The organism is Streptomyces sp. NPDC001070, from assembly GCF_053598835.1.
Genome location: NZ_JBSFLB010000055.1, coordinates 1 through 16,887 on the forward strand (window position 1 = coordinate 1; position 16,887 = coordinate 16,887).

A 16,887-nucleotide genomic window follows, 5' to 3' on the forward strand; every position below is an offset into this window, starting at 1 on the left:
CAGGGCGGGCTGCGCCCCCGCTATCTCGACCTCATCCACGCCCAGGTCGTCAGTCACGATCACGTCCACGTGCCGCACGTGGATGTCGACGCGGTTGACGGGATCGCCCCGCACGCGCCCAGCAAGAGCGGCGGCAGGGCAGGCACCTCCCAGTCGGCGGCCGTCCCGTCTACGTTCACGCGGCAGACGGACGCCACGCGGTTCACCGAGGGCTACCAGAACATCGCAAGCCATTACCGGTTGACGCCGGTGGCCCAGTACGACGGCATGGCCAAGGGTTCGCTCCAGGCAGGCAAGGACGTCCGCTTCGTCGCGACCGTCATCGCCACCGCGAACACAGATCTGCTGAAGCTGGCGCAGACATACGGCAAGGCGTTCGGCAAGGAGTCCCTCGGCGAGCGGCTGGGCCTCGTCATCGGCGTCAACGGCGCAGGCAAGGAAGCTGAGATCACCAGTGCGGTGAGGAAGTTCGCTCAGCAGTGGGACAAGGAAGGCGACTTCTCGGTCAGGGTCACCGGCTTCACCTGGGAGCAACCAAGCGCCCAGTTGCTGAGGGACGGCGGCCAGAAGATGATCCCCTACGGCGCCCTCCGAGAGGCCGTCGTCCGCGACGAATTCACCCGCGACATGCTCACCCGGGTAAGGCGGAGCGACGGGGGAGAGGTGTACCTGCACGTCGGTGATGCCGACGTGCAGAGCATGGTCGTCGGTGGGAAGCCGCTCTTCGACCGCGCCGCCGCGAAGATCGAGACGCTGACCGATCAGAACGGATCTGCTCCCGAGATGGTGAGCGGTGGATACACACTTCCTGAAGGCGTCACGCCCAAGGGAATCGCCGAGAAGAAGGCGGCGGACATCGATCTGGCCGTCCGCGACGCAATGGCGAAGAGCGACGCGCGGGCGATCTATTTCCCTGAGCCCAATACATTCATCCGTGTCAAACCCGACATTCTGCAAGGCCTTGAGGGTGACATCCGTTTTGGCAAGGCCGGACGAATCGTCTACGAAGCCGAAGAGGGGAAGCACCTTCTCGACAGCCTCATCAAGAACCGCCACTTCGACTGGTCGGACAAGTCCAAGATCGTAGCGTTCGACTCGAGACTTGCCGTGGTCACCGATGGCGAGCGCATCGCCAAGAAGGTGTTGTCGGACAAACCGGAGACGCTCCTCACCGGACTGACCCAGAGTCACGCGGACCCCGACACATGGACGAAGCAGATCCAGCACTACCTTGCCCAGCACCATCCGGGGATCACGGAGGTGAAGCGCACCTCGGATGCCCTGGCGAAGATCGCCTTCCATGGGATCACCACGGACGGTACCCGCATGGTGAAGGGCAGGGTCTCCGATGTGCTCGACGAGACGGCCCGTGCCCAACTGGTCACCGATGCGGGCAGCAAAGAGACGGCCCTCCAGTTGGTGGGTCTTGCGGCCAACACCCGGAACGCCCTGGTCGACGCCATCAACAAGCACGTGCCGCAGTCCGTCTCCGCGGCCGCGCCGGCTGCCGCGGGCTCGACGCGGCTGACCGGGGACGAGGTCCTGGACGCCATCGTCGGCAGGGGCGGCGGGAGGCCCGAGGACGCGCGTCGCACGCTGGGTGGCTTCGACTTCGGCGTGAAGACCCGTAACAACGGGGGCAACAACCTCATCTCGCGGCCGATCGTCATCACCGTTCACGATGGTGGGACGCGGGCGGAGGTGGCCGTCCACCTGAATGTGGTCCTGACTTCGAGTCATGAGACGCGGGTGGCGGGCGGGTCGTCGGTCACGATCAGTGGGAGCGACTTCCACCTGACCGCGCGTTCGAAGGCTGCCCAGGATCTGATCGACGAGCATGGGCCGTCGATTCTGACGGCGGACAACTCCATTCATGTGGGGCCGAGCAACGCCACGCGGGGGTGGCGGAACAATCCCGGTCACCTGCAGAACCTGGCGGACGAGCTCGGCGTCTCGAGGGACAGCTTGCTCGACGCGCTGAACAGGCGTTTCCCGCCGGATGGTCTGCTGGACACGCTTGAGCGGCTCCAGCGGGACGTGCGGCACGCCGTCGTCCACGGCTCCACCACGGAGAACGTGACGGTGCGCTGGGCGAGCGGGGACAGGTCCTTCCCGGTCCTGGACCACCCCACTGGGGTGTCGGCGCGGGCAGTGTCCGCGCCGTCGGGTGCGGCGGACGACTTCCTCCACGGTGCGGGTGCGGGTGCCGGTCGGGCGGATCTGACGCTGGACGCGGGCTGGGACGCGGCGCGTGGTGCGGCGGCGCCGAACACGGTGAAGCACTCGTGGGTGGACCCGGTGTCGACGCCGCGGGGCGGTGGCGCCCACGCGCCGCGGTACGAGGTGCGTGCCGGCTTCGACGTGCGTACGTTCCCGTTGGGCGAGCATGCCGTCACGGATCTGACCGTGCGGGTCCGGCTGGCCGCCGACGGTCTGTCGCCGGCCCAGGTCGACGCACTGTGGGAGCGCGCACTGGGTGGTGTGGAGCGGGTCTTCAACAGGCCCGGAGAGGTGCTGCGCGACGGCAGCGTTCTGCACGTCACGCTGGAGCGCGTCGCGGGCAATGCCGCGGACGCCCATCTGAACGTGAGGGTGGGCGGCCCGGACGGTGCGATGAACCAGCATCAGTGGCGGATCGACGCCACCGAGCAGGATCTCGCGCACGAGCTGGGTCACCAGTTGGGTCTGCGGGACGAGTACCGGGACTCGACGGCCGGGCACCGCCCGGAGGTCGACGGCAGCCTGATGGGCAACTACCACAACGCCGCCCCCGAGGGTCTGTCGCAGGGCGGGCTGCGCCCGCGGTACCTGGATCTCATTCACGCCCAGATCCGCAACCACGATCACGTCCACGCACCGCACGTCAGCGCCGCCGAGGACGGCGCGATCGCACCGCCCGCACCCGGCAAGGGCAAGGGGCGTGCCGACGTGGACGCCGGGTCGGTTGACGAGGGGCCGGACCTGACCCCGCGTGCCGACGACCCGCTGACGACGGCGGACGCCGAGGCGGCCGTGCAGGACGCCCGTCTCGACCTGAACCGGGCGCACGCGGAGTTCCGCCGGCTCGAGGCGCTCGACCTGGTCGGAACGGGGTCCTCGAACAGGACCGCGCTGGACGCGGCGCGCGAGCAGGTCGTGACCGCGGAGGTACGGCTCGCGGAGGCGGAGGCCGCCGAACTGAGGGTGGCGGCGGCCGAACACGCCTCGCCCGCGCCCGTACCGCCGGTGCCGCACGCGCACGACGGTGCCTCCGGTTCGGGATCGAGCCCGTCACCGCGGGACACGGATTCGGTGTCCGGCACGGGGGGCACGGTCCCCACGGCACACGGATACTTCTCGGAGTCCACCGAGCCCCATCCGCGCCAGATCGACGAGGCCGACGGGACCTTCACCCGGTACGACGAGCACGGCGCTGTCGCCGCCACCGGCCGGCCGCTCCCGGCGCTGCCGGGCGTGCCGGACGGCCTGAACCTGGTCACCCCGTCGCAGGGTGCCGCCTGGCTGGAGGACGTGACGGGCACGCGCATCGCCCACTTCCGCGGCCAGGAGGTCACCGTCACGAACGACGGTCTGCGGGTGACCCACGTGCACACCGGCGGGCCCCGCGACGGGGAGTTCATCCAGATCGGCACCGACGGCACCCTGGTCAAGCAGGGCTTCAACGTCCTCGACAAGGGCAGGCCCACTCCCTACCAGTACGTCCTGGACCACCCGAACGGCGTGTGGGAGCGCACAGGCGGCCCCGCCGGCACCGGCACCGACGCCGGCACGGCCACGGGGGTGTTCCACCACGGCAGGGCGGATCTGACGGGCGCTGCGAACGGCAGGGTGGTGCTGCTCAGCGCGACCGGCGCGCCGGTCCCCGTCTTCGAACGCCGGGTGCTGCCCGGCGGCGGGCTCCTCGACTCCTTCCGCCGCACCGACACCATCGACTTCGGTCGTACGAATCCCCGTACGAGCTGGGCGCGCTGGGGAGACGAGGCCACCCTGTCCGGCGCGGGGATCCGCGAGTACGACACGGCGGGCACCGGCTGGCGGGACCTCGACGGGCGCGGCGACGTCGTCCACGAGTACCAGGCCGGGCTGCAGAAGCACGGCAACGGCACCGGCCACACACTGGCGCTCCGGAACGAGGACGGTCAGCTGCGCTGGCACCGCTACGACGGCGCCGCCAAGGAACTTGCCGAGGGCCCGCGAACCCCGGACCGGTACGACTCCGGCTGGACCGACCTCGCCGACGACGGGCGGACCCTCGTCCAGCGCAAGTGGGGCATGGGCCACCTGCCCGAACACGCCGGGCAGTACGAGGAGCACACGCTCGTGCAGGACGCCGCCGCGCCCGGCGGGTGGAAGACCGACGGGACGTGGCAGCGCCAGTCGCCGCACGGCAAGGAGGTGGGCAAGGCCGAGGTCGTCGACGGCCACCTGCTGGTCACCGAGCGATGGCGTGAGCAGCGCCCGCCCGTCTGGGTCCGCAAGGGCTTGCTGCCGGGTGCGGGGCACGCGGAGGGCGCGTACGCCCATGTGCTCGGCGACAACGCGTACCAGCTGTTCACCTGGGAGAAGCGGACGACCGGCACCCGGACCGGTGCCGGGTCCTCGGGCGTGCGCTACGTCGGCCTCGACGGCGGCGTCCTGGACCTGACGGCGAACGGCGACTTCGCGCGCCTCACGACCAAGCTGCACGACGGCACGACGCTGAAGGTCGGCGACCACGCCCGCGGCCCCGGCTACGCCCCGGCCGACGCCTCGCACGTGCCCTGGGAGGACTCCGGCGGCCGGCGCGGCTACCGCGTCCCGCAACAAGGGTCTCCCGACGGCCTGCTGTGGCAGGACCGCTTCCAGGGGCCGGACGGGCGCCTGAGGGTCGCGCGCGAGGGCCTGGCGGACGGAGTCGTGCGCGAGTACGTCGATGCGCCGGTCGTCGGACATCCCTCCGGCCGCGGCAGCTGGGTCACCCGTGACGCCCACGGCAACCTGACCGGGATGCGGCATCCGAACCCCAACGGCGCCGCGAACAGCTTCATCGACGGTGTGGGGCGGGCGGACTCCGCGAAGTGGACGTGGCGGGAGACGGACGCCCAGGGCAACAACCTCGGACCCTCCGGCACCAGGGAGTTCTTCCGCGGCTCCAACGACCCGAAGCTGTCGTGGGACGACTCCTTCCGGGACCTGGACGCCGACCGCGACCTGGTCCGGGAGCGCCGCATGCTCGACAAGGGGCGCTACGTCGACGCCTGGCGCGACCCGGCCCGCAACGAGCGCTGGCTGACCGCCGAGTTCAAGCGCGACGGCTCACCCGCGACCGCACCCGGCCAGGGCGACCAGGTCCGCACATGGTGGAACCGGGCCACCGGCACCTGGGACGACCAGTGGCGTCCCGGCGCCCGCCACTTCCGCGACGAACTGCGGTCCGCCGACGGCACCAGGGTCGTCCTGCGCGACACACCGCTGCACCTGGACGGTCCGGCCCGCGTCCGCGAGTACGCCCTCACGGCCGACGAGCCCGGCGCGGTCTGGAAGGAGTTCGACCACGGTTCCGTCGTCCGCGAGCGCAAGCCCGAGACGGGCCCAGGCGGCACCGTCACCGGATACCTGGAGACCGACGCCTGGCGCGGGCAGTGGAACCGCTACAACGCCGGGGGCGAGCTCGTCGCCCAGCGCACGGACAGCGGACTGGTGTGGGAGCGCCGCGGACCGTTCGGCCAGATGAGGCTGGTCGGCAACGAGTACGACTACCGCGGGCCGCTGACCGAGCTCCGCGGCTGGGGACGCCGGATCCGCGAGTCCCAGCGCATGCCGTGGTCCGGCACGCTGCTCCCGGGCGGCGCGGGCGCGGCACTGCGCGAAGCCCGGTACCGGCCCTACTGGAAGGTGGTGGCGGGCAAGGCGCTCGTGGAGTTCGGCCAGGAGTTCGTCCTGGAGTTCGCCGCCAACCTGGTGGTGAACGCGATCGTCGACGCGGCCCAGCACAAGCAGTTCAACGGGACCGACGTGCTGAAGGCGTTCGCCAACGCCGCCGTGTCCTCGGGCGTCAAGACCGGTGTCGGCATCGCCGTGCACGAGAACCGGGCCGCCGGGTTCCGCGAGCTCGGCAACCTCAAGACGACCCTGGCCAACGTCGACGGCGGCAAGCACCCGCAGCGCAGGCCGTTCAACCACGACAAGACCTGGTCCAACGAGTGGGCCGGGAACGAGACCCCCACGCGCTGGCGCGGAGGCATCTACGACTTCACCTTCAGCGCGGGCACCAGCGTGATCTCGGGGTGGGTCAACGGCGCCATGAATGCCGCCGTGTGGGGCGTCGGCGACGCCAACGGGAACACGGTCAAGCTCAGCGGCGCGGACGCCTTCCTGGACGGCGGGATCAACGCCGCGGCGGCGCTCACCACGTCGGCCTCCACCGCCCTGGTCAAGAACGTCCTCGTACTGGGCGGCGGCAGCCGGCTCTTCCACCGGCAGGGCTTCGCTGACTTCTGGATCCAGCTACCCTTCAAGATCTTCGAGAAGTCGATCCAGTCGGTTTACCTGACCGGTGCGTACCGTGCGAGCATCAACCCGTCCTGGTACCAGGTACCGCCGCCCGGCGCCCAGCAGAAGCAGTAGAGGATCCGGAACATGACCCGTCACACCGTGGCCCCCAAAGGACAAGGCGGCCGCGGCGCCTTCCACCGGATCGCCGACGCGGTGCGCGCCTCCGCCCCCGGCGACGTGGTGGTGATCGCCCCGGGCACCTGGACCGAGGCGGTGGTGCTGGACCGCGCCGTCGTGCTCACGGCGGAGCACGGCCGCGGCAGCGTCGTGCTGGCGGCGCCCCCCGGGGACCTGCCCGCGCTGACCGTCGACGGCCCGGACTGCGCCGTGCACGGCGTCACCCTGTGGGGCGTCGACGACGGCGCCCCCGCCATCACCGTCTCTCCGGGCGCCGGACTGGTGCTGGAGGACTGCGCCGTCGAGGGCGGCCGCGTCCAGGCCCGCGGCCCGGAGGACGAGGAGAGCGGCACGACCGCCCTGATCCTGCGGCGCTGCCGCCTCGAACGCGCCCGGTTGGCCGGCCTGCACCTGGCGGGGGCGGTCCGCGCCCGGGTCGAGGACACCAGCGTCACGGGTGTGGACGGCACGGGGGTCGTGCTGTCGGGCACGGCCCGGTTGGACGCGGCCCGCCTGCGCCTGGACCGTACGACGGGATCGGGCGTCCGGCTGCGCGGCAGCGCGCGCCTGCGGCTCGCCGACTCCACGCTGACCGGCACCGGCCGGGCCGGGCTGCTGCTGGAGGAGGCCGCCGAGGCCACGGCCGGCGAGCTCCGGATCGAGTCCCCCGGCGCGGCCGGTGTCCACGTGACCGGCACGGCGCGCGCCGAGCTCACCGACTGCCGGATCCGCGGTGCCTCCGCCAGCGGGGTGGTCGTCCAGGACAACGGCATCCTCAACGCGCAGGGCTGCGCCGTCGCCGACGCGGGCGCCAACGGGCTGCTGGTCACCGGCGCCGCGCAGGCCCGGCTCGCGGACTGCCGGATCGACCGCAGCGCCTTCAGTGCCGTCCACCTGTCCGGCACGGCCACCGGGCGGCTGACCGACTGCCTCGTCCGCGACGGCGCCGAGCACGGCGTCCACGCGGCGGGCGAGGCCCGTCTGGAACTCGCTGACTGCGGGATCAGGAACGTCGCCATGACCGGAGTCGCCGTGGCCGAGCAGGCCGTGGCGACGGTCACCGGCTGCCGCATCGACGACGTGGCGACCGGCATCGGCGTCGGCTCGGCCTCCGAGAGCCGGGTCGAGTACACCACGGTCACCGGCACCAAGGACATCGGGGTGCAGGTCGCGACCGGCGGCACCGCCTTCCTCACCGGCATTCGGGTCACCGGGGCGGGCGCGGCGGGCGTCGTCGTCGACCAGGGCGCCGAGGCCACCGTCAACGGCGGCTCGGTGGAGGACTGCGCCGGCTCCGGCGTCGTCGTGTGGACCGGGGCCCGGCCCACGGTCGCGGACCTGCGCATCGACCGGCCCGCCAAGAACGGCGTCTTCCTCGCCGAGGGCGCCGGCGGAACCTTCACCTCCCTCGACGTGTCCGGCTCCGGCTTCCCCGCGCTCCACGTGGGCGCGGGGGCGGACCCCGTCCTCCGGCACTGCCGGATCCGCGACTGCGCGGACGCGCTGGGCACGGACGAGGGCGCGGCCCCGCAGCTGGACGACTGCACCGCGGACGGCGTCCCGCTGACGTTCGGGGAACCCGCGGCCGCCCCGGCGGTGCCCGCCGTCCCGGGCGTACCCACCGCCCCGCCCGGGGTAGCGCGCCCGCCGGCCACCACGGACGACCAGGAAGCGCCCGAGGAGACCCTGGACGACCTGCTGGGCGAGCTGAACGCCCTTGTCGGCCTCGACCGGGTCAAGCACGACGTCGGCTCACTGGTGAAGCTGATGCAGACGGTCCGGCGCCGTGAGGAGGCCGGACTGCCCGCCCCGCCGCTCAGCCGGCACCTGATCTTCGCGGGCAACCCCGGCACCGGCAAGACCACCGTGGCCCGCCTCTACGGCAGGCTCCTGAAGGCCCTCGGACTGCTGCGCGAGGGTCACCTGGTGGAGGTCGACCGCACGGCCCTGGTCGGCGAGTACGTCGGCCACACCGGCCCCAAGACCACCGCCGCCTTCAACCGCGCCCTGGGCGGCGTGCTCTTCATCGACGAGGCCTACACCCTCGCCCCGGTCGGGGCCGGCAACGACTTCGGCACGGAGGCCGTCGCCACCCTGGTCAAGCTCATGGAGGACCACCGCGACGACGTCGTCGTCATCGCCGCCGGCTACCCCGGCGACATGGACCGCTTCATCAGCTCCAACCCGGGCCTGTCCTCGCGCTTCGGCCGTACGCTGCTCTTCGAGGACTACGCCGCGGACGAACTGGTCTCGATCGTCGAGTACCAGGCCACGGAGCACCGGTACGAGCTCACCCCCACCGCCCGCGAGGAGCTCACCCGCCTCTTCGAGCTCCTCCCGCGTGGCGAGGGCTTCGGCAACGGCCGTTCCGCGCGCCAGATGTTCCAGGAGATGACCGAACGGCAGGCCCAGCGCGTCGCCGAGCTCGACGACCCGACCGCGGACCAGCTCATGGCCCTGGAAACCCAGGATCTCCCCCAGCCCGCAGCCCGCGGCTGACCGCCGTGAGCGGCGGCCGGGGGAGGACGAAGACCTGCAGGAGCCACGCCCGGCCGACGCGCACGTCAACGCGGATTCGGGGGACTCACAGATCGAGCACCAGGTCCGTCCGCGGTTGCGAGCAGCAGATGAGGGCGTTGCCCTCGGCGGGTTCGTCGACGGGCTCGGGGGCGTACTCCACGCCGCCGGTCAGGACCGGGGTCTCGCAGGTGTGGCAGACCCCCGTGCGGCACGACCAGCGGGTCTGGACGTCGCACGCCTCGGCGAGTTCGAGCAGTGTCCCGTACGCCGGGTGCCACGGCGTGCTGATCCCGCTGCGGGCGAAGGACACCGACGGCCCCGGGGCCTCGCCGGGCGGGGGAGCGGGGGGATGCGGGGCGCGGGCCGTCTCGCCGACCACCCCGGGGTTGATCGACGACAGCGCGCCGAAGGTCTCGGTGTGGATGCGGCCGGCCGGCAGGCCCCGGGCGCTCAGTGCCCGCGTCATGTCCTCCATGAAGGCCTGCGGGCCGCAGATGTAGGCGTCCGCGTCGTCCGGCAGCTCCAGCGCGGCGATCCGCTCCGCGTCGAGCCGCCCCGCCCTCGTGTAGTCGGTGCCCGCACGGTCGGTCTCCCGCGGCCTGCTGTACGCGATGTACGCGTGGCCGCCCGCCAGCCGTCCCACCAGGGCCCGGGACTCCGCGGCGAACGGATGGCTCTCGCCGTCGCGCGCCACGTGCAGCCACCACACCTCGCGCCGGGCGGAGGCGTCGGCCAGCGCGTACAGCATCGCCATCACCGGCGTGGCACCCACCCCGGCGGAGAGCAGCACCACGGGCGTGTCGCCCTCCCCGAGGACGAAGGTGCCGCGCGGCGCGGCCACGTCGAGCAGGTCACCCTCCCGCACATGCCGCCGGAGGTAGCCGCTGCCGGCGCCGTGCGGCTCCTGCTTCACGCTGATCCGGTACTCCGCGGCGCCGGGCCGCCCCGACAGCGAGTACGTGCGGAGCAGCGGGGCACCCTGCGGGTCCGGCAGCATCCGCACGGTGAGGAACTGCCCGGGCAGCCCGGCCGGGAGCGGACTGCCGTCCTGCGCGGCCAGGGTGAGCGAGAAGATGCTGCTGCTCTCGTCCGAGACCCGGGCCACCCGCAGCGGGCGGAAGCCCGGCCACGCCGGGGGAGGGGCAGCCGCGGCCCCCGTCAGCCCGGGATTTCCGGCAGCGCCTCCGTCCGCCTCCGCCCCGCTGTCGAGCAGCGCCCGCATCGACGTCTGCCACCCCGGGCTCAGCGCGGGGATGCGCAGGGCCCGCTCGATCTGCGGCCGGGGATGTCCCGGCAGGTAGAGCAGCGCGTCGATCTCGGCGACGGTCATCGCCTCCGGCCCGGTCGCCAGCTTCACGATCTCGTCCCCGGCCGTGACCTCGCCCTCCTCCAGCACCCGGAAGTAGAAGCCCGGACGCCCGTGGGCCACCAGCAGCGCCGCCATCCTCGGCTCGGCCATGCGCATCCCGACCCGGTAGCACGTCACGCGCGGCTGTGTGACCTCGAAGACCGCGCCGCCGATGCGGTAGCGGTCGCCGATGCAGACCTCGTCGTCGGGCAGCCCGTCCACGGTGAAGTTCTCGCCGAACTGGCCGAAGGAGAGATCGGCCCGCCCGAGCTCCTTCTCCCAGTGGCGGTACGAGTCGAGCTGGTACACGAGCACCGCCCGCTGCTCGCCGCCGTGCCCGGCCAGATCCCCCTGGCCGTCGCCGTCGATGTTGAGGCGCCGCACCATGCGCGGGCCGGACACCGGCTGCTTCCAGACACCTGTGTACGTCGTCCGGCCCTGCCACGGGACGTCCTTGGGCAGGCCGACGCTGACCGCGACCAGTGTGGCCATGCGCCCATCTCCTCGTCGGGGAACCCCCGCCTCCCGGCCACGCTATTACTCCGGAGGGCCTTCGCAACCCGGCCGGTCCGGCGGCGCCGGGGGCGGGGCCCGTGCCGCGATCACCACCGCCTAGGGTGAGAGTCCCGGCACCGGCCGGGATTGCGGGCGGGCACGACGGTGTTGTCCCACCCAAAAGCCGCCGGCCCCACCTCACGGACGGAGACCCGCACCACCCATGTCCACCAGTGTCGATCGCGTCCACCCCGCGCACTCCGGGCCCCAGCCCGGTCCGGCCGGCACCCCGCACGTCCTGGACAGCCCCGTGTGGGCGGCCCTGACCGGCACCCACGCCCACTTCGCGGAGGTCTCCGGCCGCGCCGCCCGCTACCCGGCCGACGTGTCGCCCTTCGCCGCACTCGCCGACCAGGCCGACCCCGCCGCCTGGAACGACCTGGCCGAGCTGATCGGCCCCGGCGGCACCACCCTGGTCACCGGCTCGCCGGTGCCGCCCGAGGGCTGGGAGGTCGTGGAGGGCGGGCGGGGCGTGCAGATGGTCGGCACCGCGCTGCGCTCGGAACACGCCCCGGAAGCCGTACGGCTCGGCCCCGAGGACGTCCCCGACGTCCTGGACCTGATCGCCCGTACCCGCCCCGGTCCCTTCCGGCCGCGGACCGTCGAGCTCGGCACGTACCTGGGGATCCGGGAGAACGGCCGGCTCATCGCCATGGCCGGCGAGCGCATGCGCCCGCCGGGGTGGACGGAGATCAGCGCGGTCTGCACCGACCCGGAGCACCGCGGCCGCGGTCTGGCCACGCGCCTGATCCGCGCCGTCGCCGCCGTCATCGAGGACCGCGGCGACACACCGATGCTGCACGCGGCCGAGAGCAACACCAACGCCGTACGGCTCTACGAGTCGATGGGCTTCACCGTCCGCCGCCGCCCGCAGTTCCTGCTGGTCCGGGCCCCGGGCGGCGGCACGGCGAGCGGCGCCTGACGGAGGCGATCGGCCCCGCGCGGGTGATGGGCGTCCCCTCGTGGCGCCGCCGGTGGGGCCGGCCACCGCCCGGACGGTACGGGCAGGACCCGGTGAGGATACGAGCTCGAGGAAGGCCGCGCGGAGCCGGTTCACGCCCGGCACGTGGTTCGGGGAGAGCGCCCGGGCGAGCGCGTTCCCCGCCAGGACGTCCGGGTACTTCCCCTGCACCAGCGCGGGCATCGGCAGCTGGCCGAGGAGCCGCAGGATGTGCCCGGGCACCTTCTCCGGCGCCCGGCGCCGGACCCTGCGGGGCCCCGGCCCGACCAGTCCGATGAGGTACGCGGCCGCGTCGGCGTCCAGCCGCGGGACGCCCGCGAGCGCCTCCAGGACCTGCACGGAGGGATTGCGGTCGCGCCCCTGCTCCAGCCGCGGGCAGCAGTCGCACCTGATGCCCCGGGCATCGCGACCTCCTCCCGCCGCAGCCCCGGCACGCGCCGCAGGCCACCGCCGCCGAGGCCGGCGTCCTCGGGCCGGACGAGCTCGGGCACGCAGGAAGTCGCCGATCGTGTTCGAGCCGTCCATGCCGACCACGGTGGTTCGGCGCCCGGTGCCCGTGCCTGGCCCTGTCGCCCCCGGGAAGAGCGTTCCGGTGCCCGGCACGGCGCGTGCGGCGCACCGTGCCGCTCCGTTCCGGGCCGCCGCGTCAGGCGCCGTGCCCCAGACACACCACCGGCACCCGCTGCACGAGGTTGTTCCCGAACCCGCCGCGGTTCCACGGCTGTTCCAGCGGCTGCGTGTGCCCCGCGGCGTCCGTGGCGCGGACGCCGAGCACATGGTGTCCGGGCGTGGCGTCCCAGGCACAGTGCCAGTGCCGCCAGGCCCAGGGGTGGTCCCCTGCCGCGTCGAGTTCCGCCTCCTGCCAGGACCGGCCGCCGTCCGTGCTCGTCTCGACCCTGGTGACCGGCCCGTGGCCGGACCACGCCCGGCCCTCCAGCCACTGCGGGCCCGGCCGTACGACGCGGGTGCGGGTCATGAAGTCGGGGAAGCCGGGCGGCACCATGAGGGCGCGCGGCGCCATCCGGGTCACCGGCTCGCCGGGTTCGTCCGCCTCCTGCCGGAAGCGGTAGGCGACGGCCTGCTGGAAGCCGGTGAACGGCGTGGCGGTGAGCGTGATGTCGCGGAGCCACTTCACATGCGCCATGCCGTACCAGCCCGGGACGACCAGCCGAACGGGACGGCCGTGCTGGGGCGGCAGGGGAGCGCCGTTCATCTCGTACGCGACCAGGACCTCGGGGTCGTCCGCGGTGGCGGCGGCCAGCGTGAGCGACCGCTGGTAGTCCTGCTCGACACCGCGCTCCACACCGTGGTCGGCGCCGGTGAAGACCGCCTCGACGGCGTCGGGAGCCACGCCCGCCTCCTGGAGCAGCGTACGCAGCGGAACTCCCGTCCAGTCGGCCGTGCCGACCGCCTCGACCAGCCACGGCTGGCTGATCGGACGCGGGGTCAGCCGGGCCCGGCCGTTGCCGGCGCACTCCATGGTGACCCGGTGCGTGACCCGCGGGAAACGGCGCAGGTCGGCCAGGCTCAGTTCGAGCGCCGTGCGGACCCTGCCGCCGATCGTCAGCCGCCAGGAGTCGGCGTCCGCCGCCGGGATGTCGAAGTGGACCAGCACGTAGTGCAGGCCGGGCGGCGTGACCTCGTCGCGCAGCGCCTCCAGGGGCAGCCCGTGATTGCGGGCGGCGAGCCCCAGTTCGTCCAGGCCGATGCCCTCGGCCGGACCGGCCAGCCGGGACGCGGCACTCACATCGGTGATGCGCGGCTCCATTCCACCAGTGTGCCCCGGCACGTCACAGCCGGGCGCGGTCGAGCAGGGCGCGCAGCACCGGGCGCCGGGGCGATTCCCGGGGCAGGGCGCCCAGCGCCGCCTGCAGCAGGTCGACGTCGTCGTGGTTGCCGGGCCGGTCCAGCCAGGCGAGCAGCAGGCGGATGTCGCCGCGGTCCCGCAGGGCACGGCGCATCGCCCAGTCCAGTTCCTCGCGCGCGTCGACGATGGCGGGGGCGTCCGAGCCGGGCAGCAGCGCCCCGGGGTAGCCGGAGAGGGCCCGGCGGTGGGCGCCGCGCGAGAGGAGCGCGCGGACCTCGTCGGCGTCCGTCGCCGTCGGCAGCAGCAGCCGGTAAGGGCGCGAGCCCAGCACCTCCGGGCCGAGTAGCCGCCGCAGCCGCGAGATCTCGGCCCGCAAGGTGACCCGAGCCGCTTCGTGCTCGTGCAGCCGCGCCGCGAGCGCGTCGGCGCCCAGCCCCCGGGGATGCCGGGCCAGCAGGAACACGATCTCCGAATGGCGCGGGCTGAGTTCCACCGTCCCGTACGGGGAGGTGAGCAGCGCCCGGTCGCGTGCCAGCACCTCCAGCCGGGCCGTGGCGGCCGTCGCCGCCGGTGCCGCGGCCGCCGGCAGTACGCCCCGCAGCCGCAGCAGCCGCAGCTCGGCTTCCGCCGCCGCGACCGTGGCCCGCACCAGGGCCAGGGCGTGCGGCGCCGCGATGTGGTCGCCTCCGGTCAGGTCGATCACCCCGATCACCGCGCCCGTGTCGGGGTCGCGGACGGGTGCCGCCGAGCAGCTCCAGGGGTGCACCGGCCGGATGAAGTGCTCGCCCGCGTAGATCTGCAGGGGCCGCCCGAGGGCGACCGCCGTGCCGGGCGCGTTCGTGCCGGCCGTCTCCTCCGCCCACTCCGCGCCCTCGACGAAACCGATCCGCTCGGCCCGTGCCGCCAGCCCCGGGGCGCCCTCGACCCAGAGCAGCCGGGCGTGCTCGTCGCCGATCGCCACCAACTGGTCGCTGTCCTGCGCCGGGTCGACGAGCAGGCTGCGCACGACCGGCAGCACCGCCGCCATCGGGTGCTCCCGGCGGTAGTCGCGCAGTTCCGCCCCGCCGAGACCGGGGGAGCGGGGGCCGTCGGCCTCCGGGTCCACCCCGCGGCTGAGGGAGCGCTGCCAGGAGTGGCGGACGACGTCGCGCAGCGGCCGCGGGGAGCGTCCCGTCGTGAGGAATTCCTCGTGCGCGCGCGCCACGTCGCGCCGCAGCAGTTCCGGATCCGTCCCCGGCGGCCAGGCCGCGTAGGACGCCGCGTACGTGACAGTCATGGCCGTTCCCCGGGGTAGGCACGGGCCGGTGCCCGGCGGCACCGGGTGGGGTGCTGCCGAGTGTAGTTCCGCGGTGGCGCGCCGCAACCCTGTTGCAACCTTGCGCGTTCTACGGTCCGGTCAACCGCCGTCCGCAACGGAGCGGGCGGCTCGGCAATGGGAGGCCGCCCCATGACCCGGTACGCCAACCCCGGTTCAGGCGACGCGATCATGTCGTACCAGCCGCGCTACGACCACTGGATCGGCGGGGAGTACGTGCCGCCCGCCCGCGGTGAGTACTTCGGCAACCCCACCCCGGTCACCGGCGAGATCTTCACCGAGGTCGCCCGCGGCACCGCCGACGACGTCGAGCGGGCCCTGGACGCCGCCCACGCGGCGGCGCCGGCCTGGGGCCGCACCTCGGTGACCGAGCGGGCGAACATCCTCGGCAGGATCGCCGACCGCATGGAACAGCACCTGGAGGAGCTGGCCGTCGCCGAGAGCTGGGAGAACGGCAAGCCGGTCCGGGAGACCCTCGCCGCCGACATCCCGCTGGCCATCGACCACTTCCGCTACTTCGCGGGTGCCATCCGCGCCCAGGAGGGCAGCCTCGCCGAGATCGACGACGACACCGTCGCCTACCACTTCCACGAGCCCCTGGGCGTCGTCGCGCAGATCATCCCCTGGAACTTCCCGATCCTCATGGCGACGTGGAAGCTCGCCCCGGCCCTCGCCGCGGGCAACGCCGTGGTCATCAAGCCGGCCGAACAGACCCCGGCATCCATCCACTTCTGGATGAGCCTGATCGCCGACCTTCTGCCGCCGGGCGTCGTCAACATCGTCAACGGCTTCGGCGTCGAGGCCGGCAAGCCGCTCGCCTCCAGCCCGCGTGTCGCCAAGGTGGCCTTCACCGGTGAGACGACCACCGGGCGGCTGATCATGCAGTACGCCTCGCAGAACCTGAAGCCGGTCACGCTGGAGCTGGGCGGCAAGAGCCCCAACATCTTCTTCGACGACGTCTCCAGTGCCGACGACGACTTCTACGACAAGGCGCTCGAGGGCTTCACGATGTTCGCCCTCAACCAGGGCGAGGTCTGCACCTGCCCGTCGCGCGCACTGATCCAGGGCGGCCACTACAACGCCTTCCTGGAAGCGGCCGTCACCCGCACGGAGAAGATCGTCCAGGGCCACCCGCTGGACACCTCCACCATGATCGGCGCCCAGGCCTCCAACGACCAGCTGGAGAAGATCCTCTCCTACTTCGACATCGGCCAGCAGGAGGGCGCCAAGGTCCTCACCGGCGGCGAACGCGCCGACCTGGGCGGCGAACTGGCCGGCGGCTACTACGTCCGGCCCACCATCCTGGAGGGCGACAACCGCATGCGCGTCTTCCAGGAGGAGATCTTCGGCCCCGTCGTCGCCGTCACGTCCTTCGGCGACTTCGACGACGCCATCGCCACCGCCAACGACACCCTGTACGGCCTCGGCGCCGGCGTCTGGACCCGCGACGGCAGCACCGCGTACCGCGCCGGCCGCGCGATCCAGGCGGGCCGCGTCTGGACCAACTGCTACCACGCCTACCCGGCGCACGCCGCCTTCGGTGGCTACAAGCAGTCCGGCATCGGCCGCGAGACCCACAAGATGATGCTCGACCACTACCAGCAGACCAAGAACCTGCTGGTGTCGTACTCGCCGAAGAAGCTGGGCTTCTTCTAGACACCGAAGAAGGGCGCCTGACCAGGCAAGATGCCCGTCAGGCGCCCTCCGGGGCGCACGGCTGAGCGGTAAGT

At 73.0% G+C, this 16,887-nt stretch carries 7 protein-coding genes; 4 read left to right on the forward strand and 3 right to left on the reverse strand.

Annotation, left to right across the window (positions count from 1 at the left end):
• The first annotated feature begins 249 nt into the window (after window positions 1-249).
• Both ACWDAS_RS38960 and ACWDAS_RS38965 read left to right on the forward strand, forming a co-directional pair.
• Window positions 250-6,606: a hypothetical protein gene (locus tag ACWDAS_RS38960; RefSeq protein WP_450400422.1), complete on the forward strand. Its 6,357-nt coding sequence runs from the start codon at window positions 250-252 to the stop codon at window positions 6,604-6,606.
• Window positions 6,607-6,618: 12 nt separating this feature from the next.
• Window positions 6,619-9,150 carry a right-handed parallel beta-helix repeat-containing protein gene (locus tag ACWDAS_RS38965; RefSeq protein ID WP_450400423.1) on the forward strand — a complete coding sequence of 844 codons (2,532 nt, stop codon included), beginning with the start codon at window positions 6,619-6,621 and terminating at the stop codon, window positions 9,148-9,150.
• An 85-nt stretch (window positions 9,151-9,235) separates the two neighbouring features.
• Here the strand turns inward: ACWDAS_RS38965 and ACWDAS_RS38970 are convergent, their stop codons facing one another.
• Window positions 9,236-11,011 (reverse strand): MOSC domain-containing protein, encoded by a 1,776-nt coding sequence (locus ACWDAS_RS38970; RefSeq protein WP_450400425.1) that lies wholly within the window; start codon window positions 11,009-11,011, stop codon window positions 9,236-9,238.
• A 226-nt stretch (window positions 11,012-11,237) separates the two neighbouring features.
• Here ACWDAS_RS38970 and ACWDAS_RS38975 point away from each other — a divergent pair, with 226 nt between their 5' ends.
• A complete protein-coding gene (locus ACWDAS_RS38975; protein ID WP_450400427.1) occupies window positions 11,238-11,996 on the forward strand; it encodes a GNAT family N-acetyltransferase in 759 nt (252 codons plus the stop codon).
• Between the two features lie 685 nt (window positions 11,997-12,681).
• Here the strand turns inward: ACWDAS_RS38975 and ACWDAS_RS38980 are convergent.
• Both ACWDAS_RS38980 and ACWDAS_RS38985 read right to left on the reverse strand, forming a co-directional pair.
• Window positions 12,682-13,803, reverse strand: coding sequence for a sulfite oxidase (locus ACWDAS_RS38980; RefSeq protein ID WP_450400428.1), 1,122 nt, complete (start codon window positions 13,801-13,803; stop codon window positions 12,682-12,684).
• Window positions 13,804-13,825: 22 nt separating this feature from the next.
• Window positions 13,826-15,118 carry a GAF domain-containing protein gene (locus ACWDAS_RS38985; protein ID WP_450400430.1) on the reverse strand — a complete coding sequence of 431 codons (1,293 nt, stop codon included), beginning with the start codon at window positions 15,116-15,118 and terminating at the stop codon, window positions 13,826-13,828.
• A 171-nt stretch (window positions 15,119-15,289) separates the two neighbouring features.
• Here ACWDAS_RS38985 and exaC point away from each other — a divergent pair, with 171 nt between their 5' ends.
• A complete protein-coding gene (exaC, locus tag ACWDAS_RS38990; RefSeq protein WP_450400431.1) occupies window positions 15,290-16,813 on the forward strand; it encodes an acetaldehyde dehydrogenase ExaC in 1,524 nt (507 codons plus the stop codon).
• The last annotated feature ends 74 nt before the right edge of the window (window positions 16,814-16,887 follow it).

Bases quoted from the DNA above. Each gene is read 5' to 3' on its own strand.
- exaC (WP_450400431.1), top strand. From the start codon at position 15,290: ATGACCCGGTACGCCAACCCCGGTTCAGGCGACGCGATCATGTCGTAC.
- ACWDAS_RS38970 (WP_450400425.1), bottom strand. From the start codon at position 11,011: ATGGCCACACTGGTCGCGGTCAGCGTCGGCCTGCCCAAGGACGTCCCG.
- ACWDAS_RS38980 (WP_450400428.1), bottom strand. From the start codon at position 13,803: ATGGAGCCGCGCATCACCGATGTGAGTGCCGCGTCCCGGCTGGCCGGT.
- ACWDAS_RS38985 (WP_450400430.1), bottom strand. From the start codon at position 15,118: ATGACTGTCACGTACGCGGCGTCCTACGCGGCCTGGCCGCCGGGGACG.
- ACWDAS_RS38965 (WP_450400423.1), top strand. From the start codon at position 6,619: ATGACCCGTCACACCGTGGCCCCCAAAGGACAAGGCGGCCGCGGCGCC.
- ACWDAS_RS38975 (WP_450400427.1), top strand. From the start codon at position 11,238: ATGTCCACCAGTGTCGATCGCGTCCACCCCGCGCACTCCGGGCCCCAG.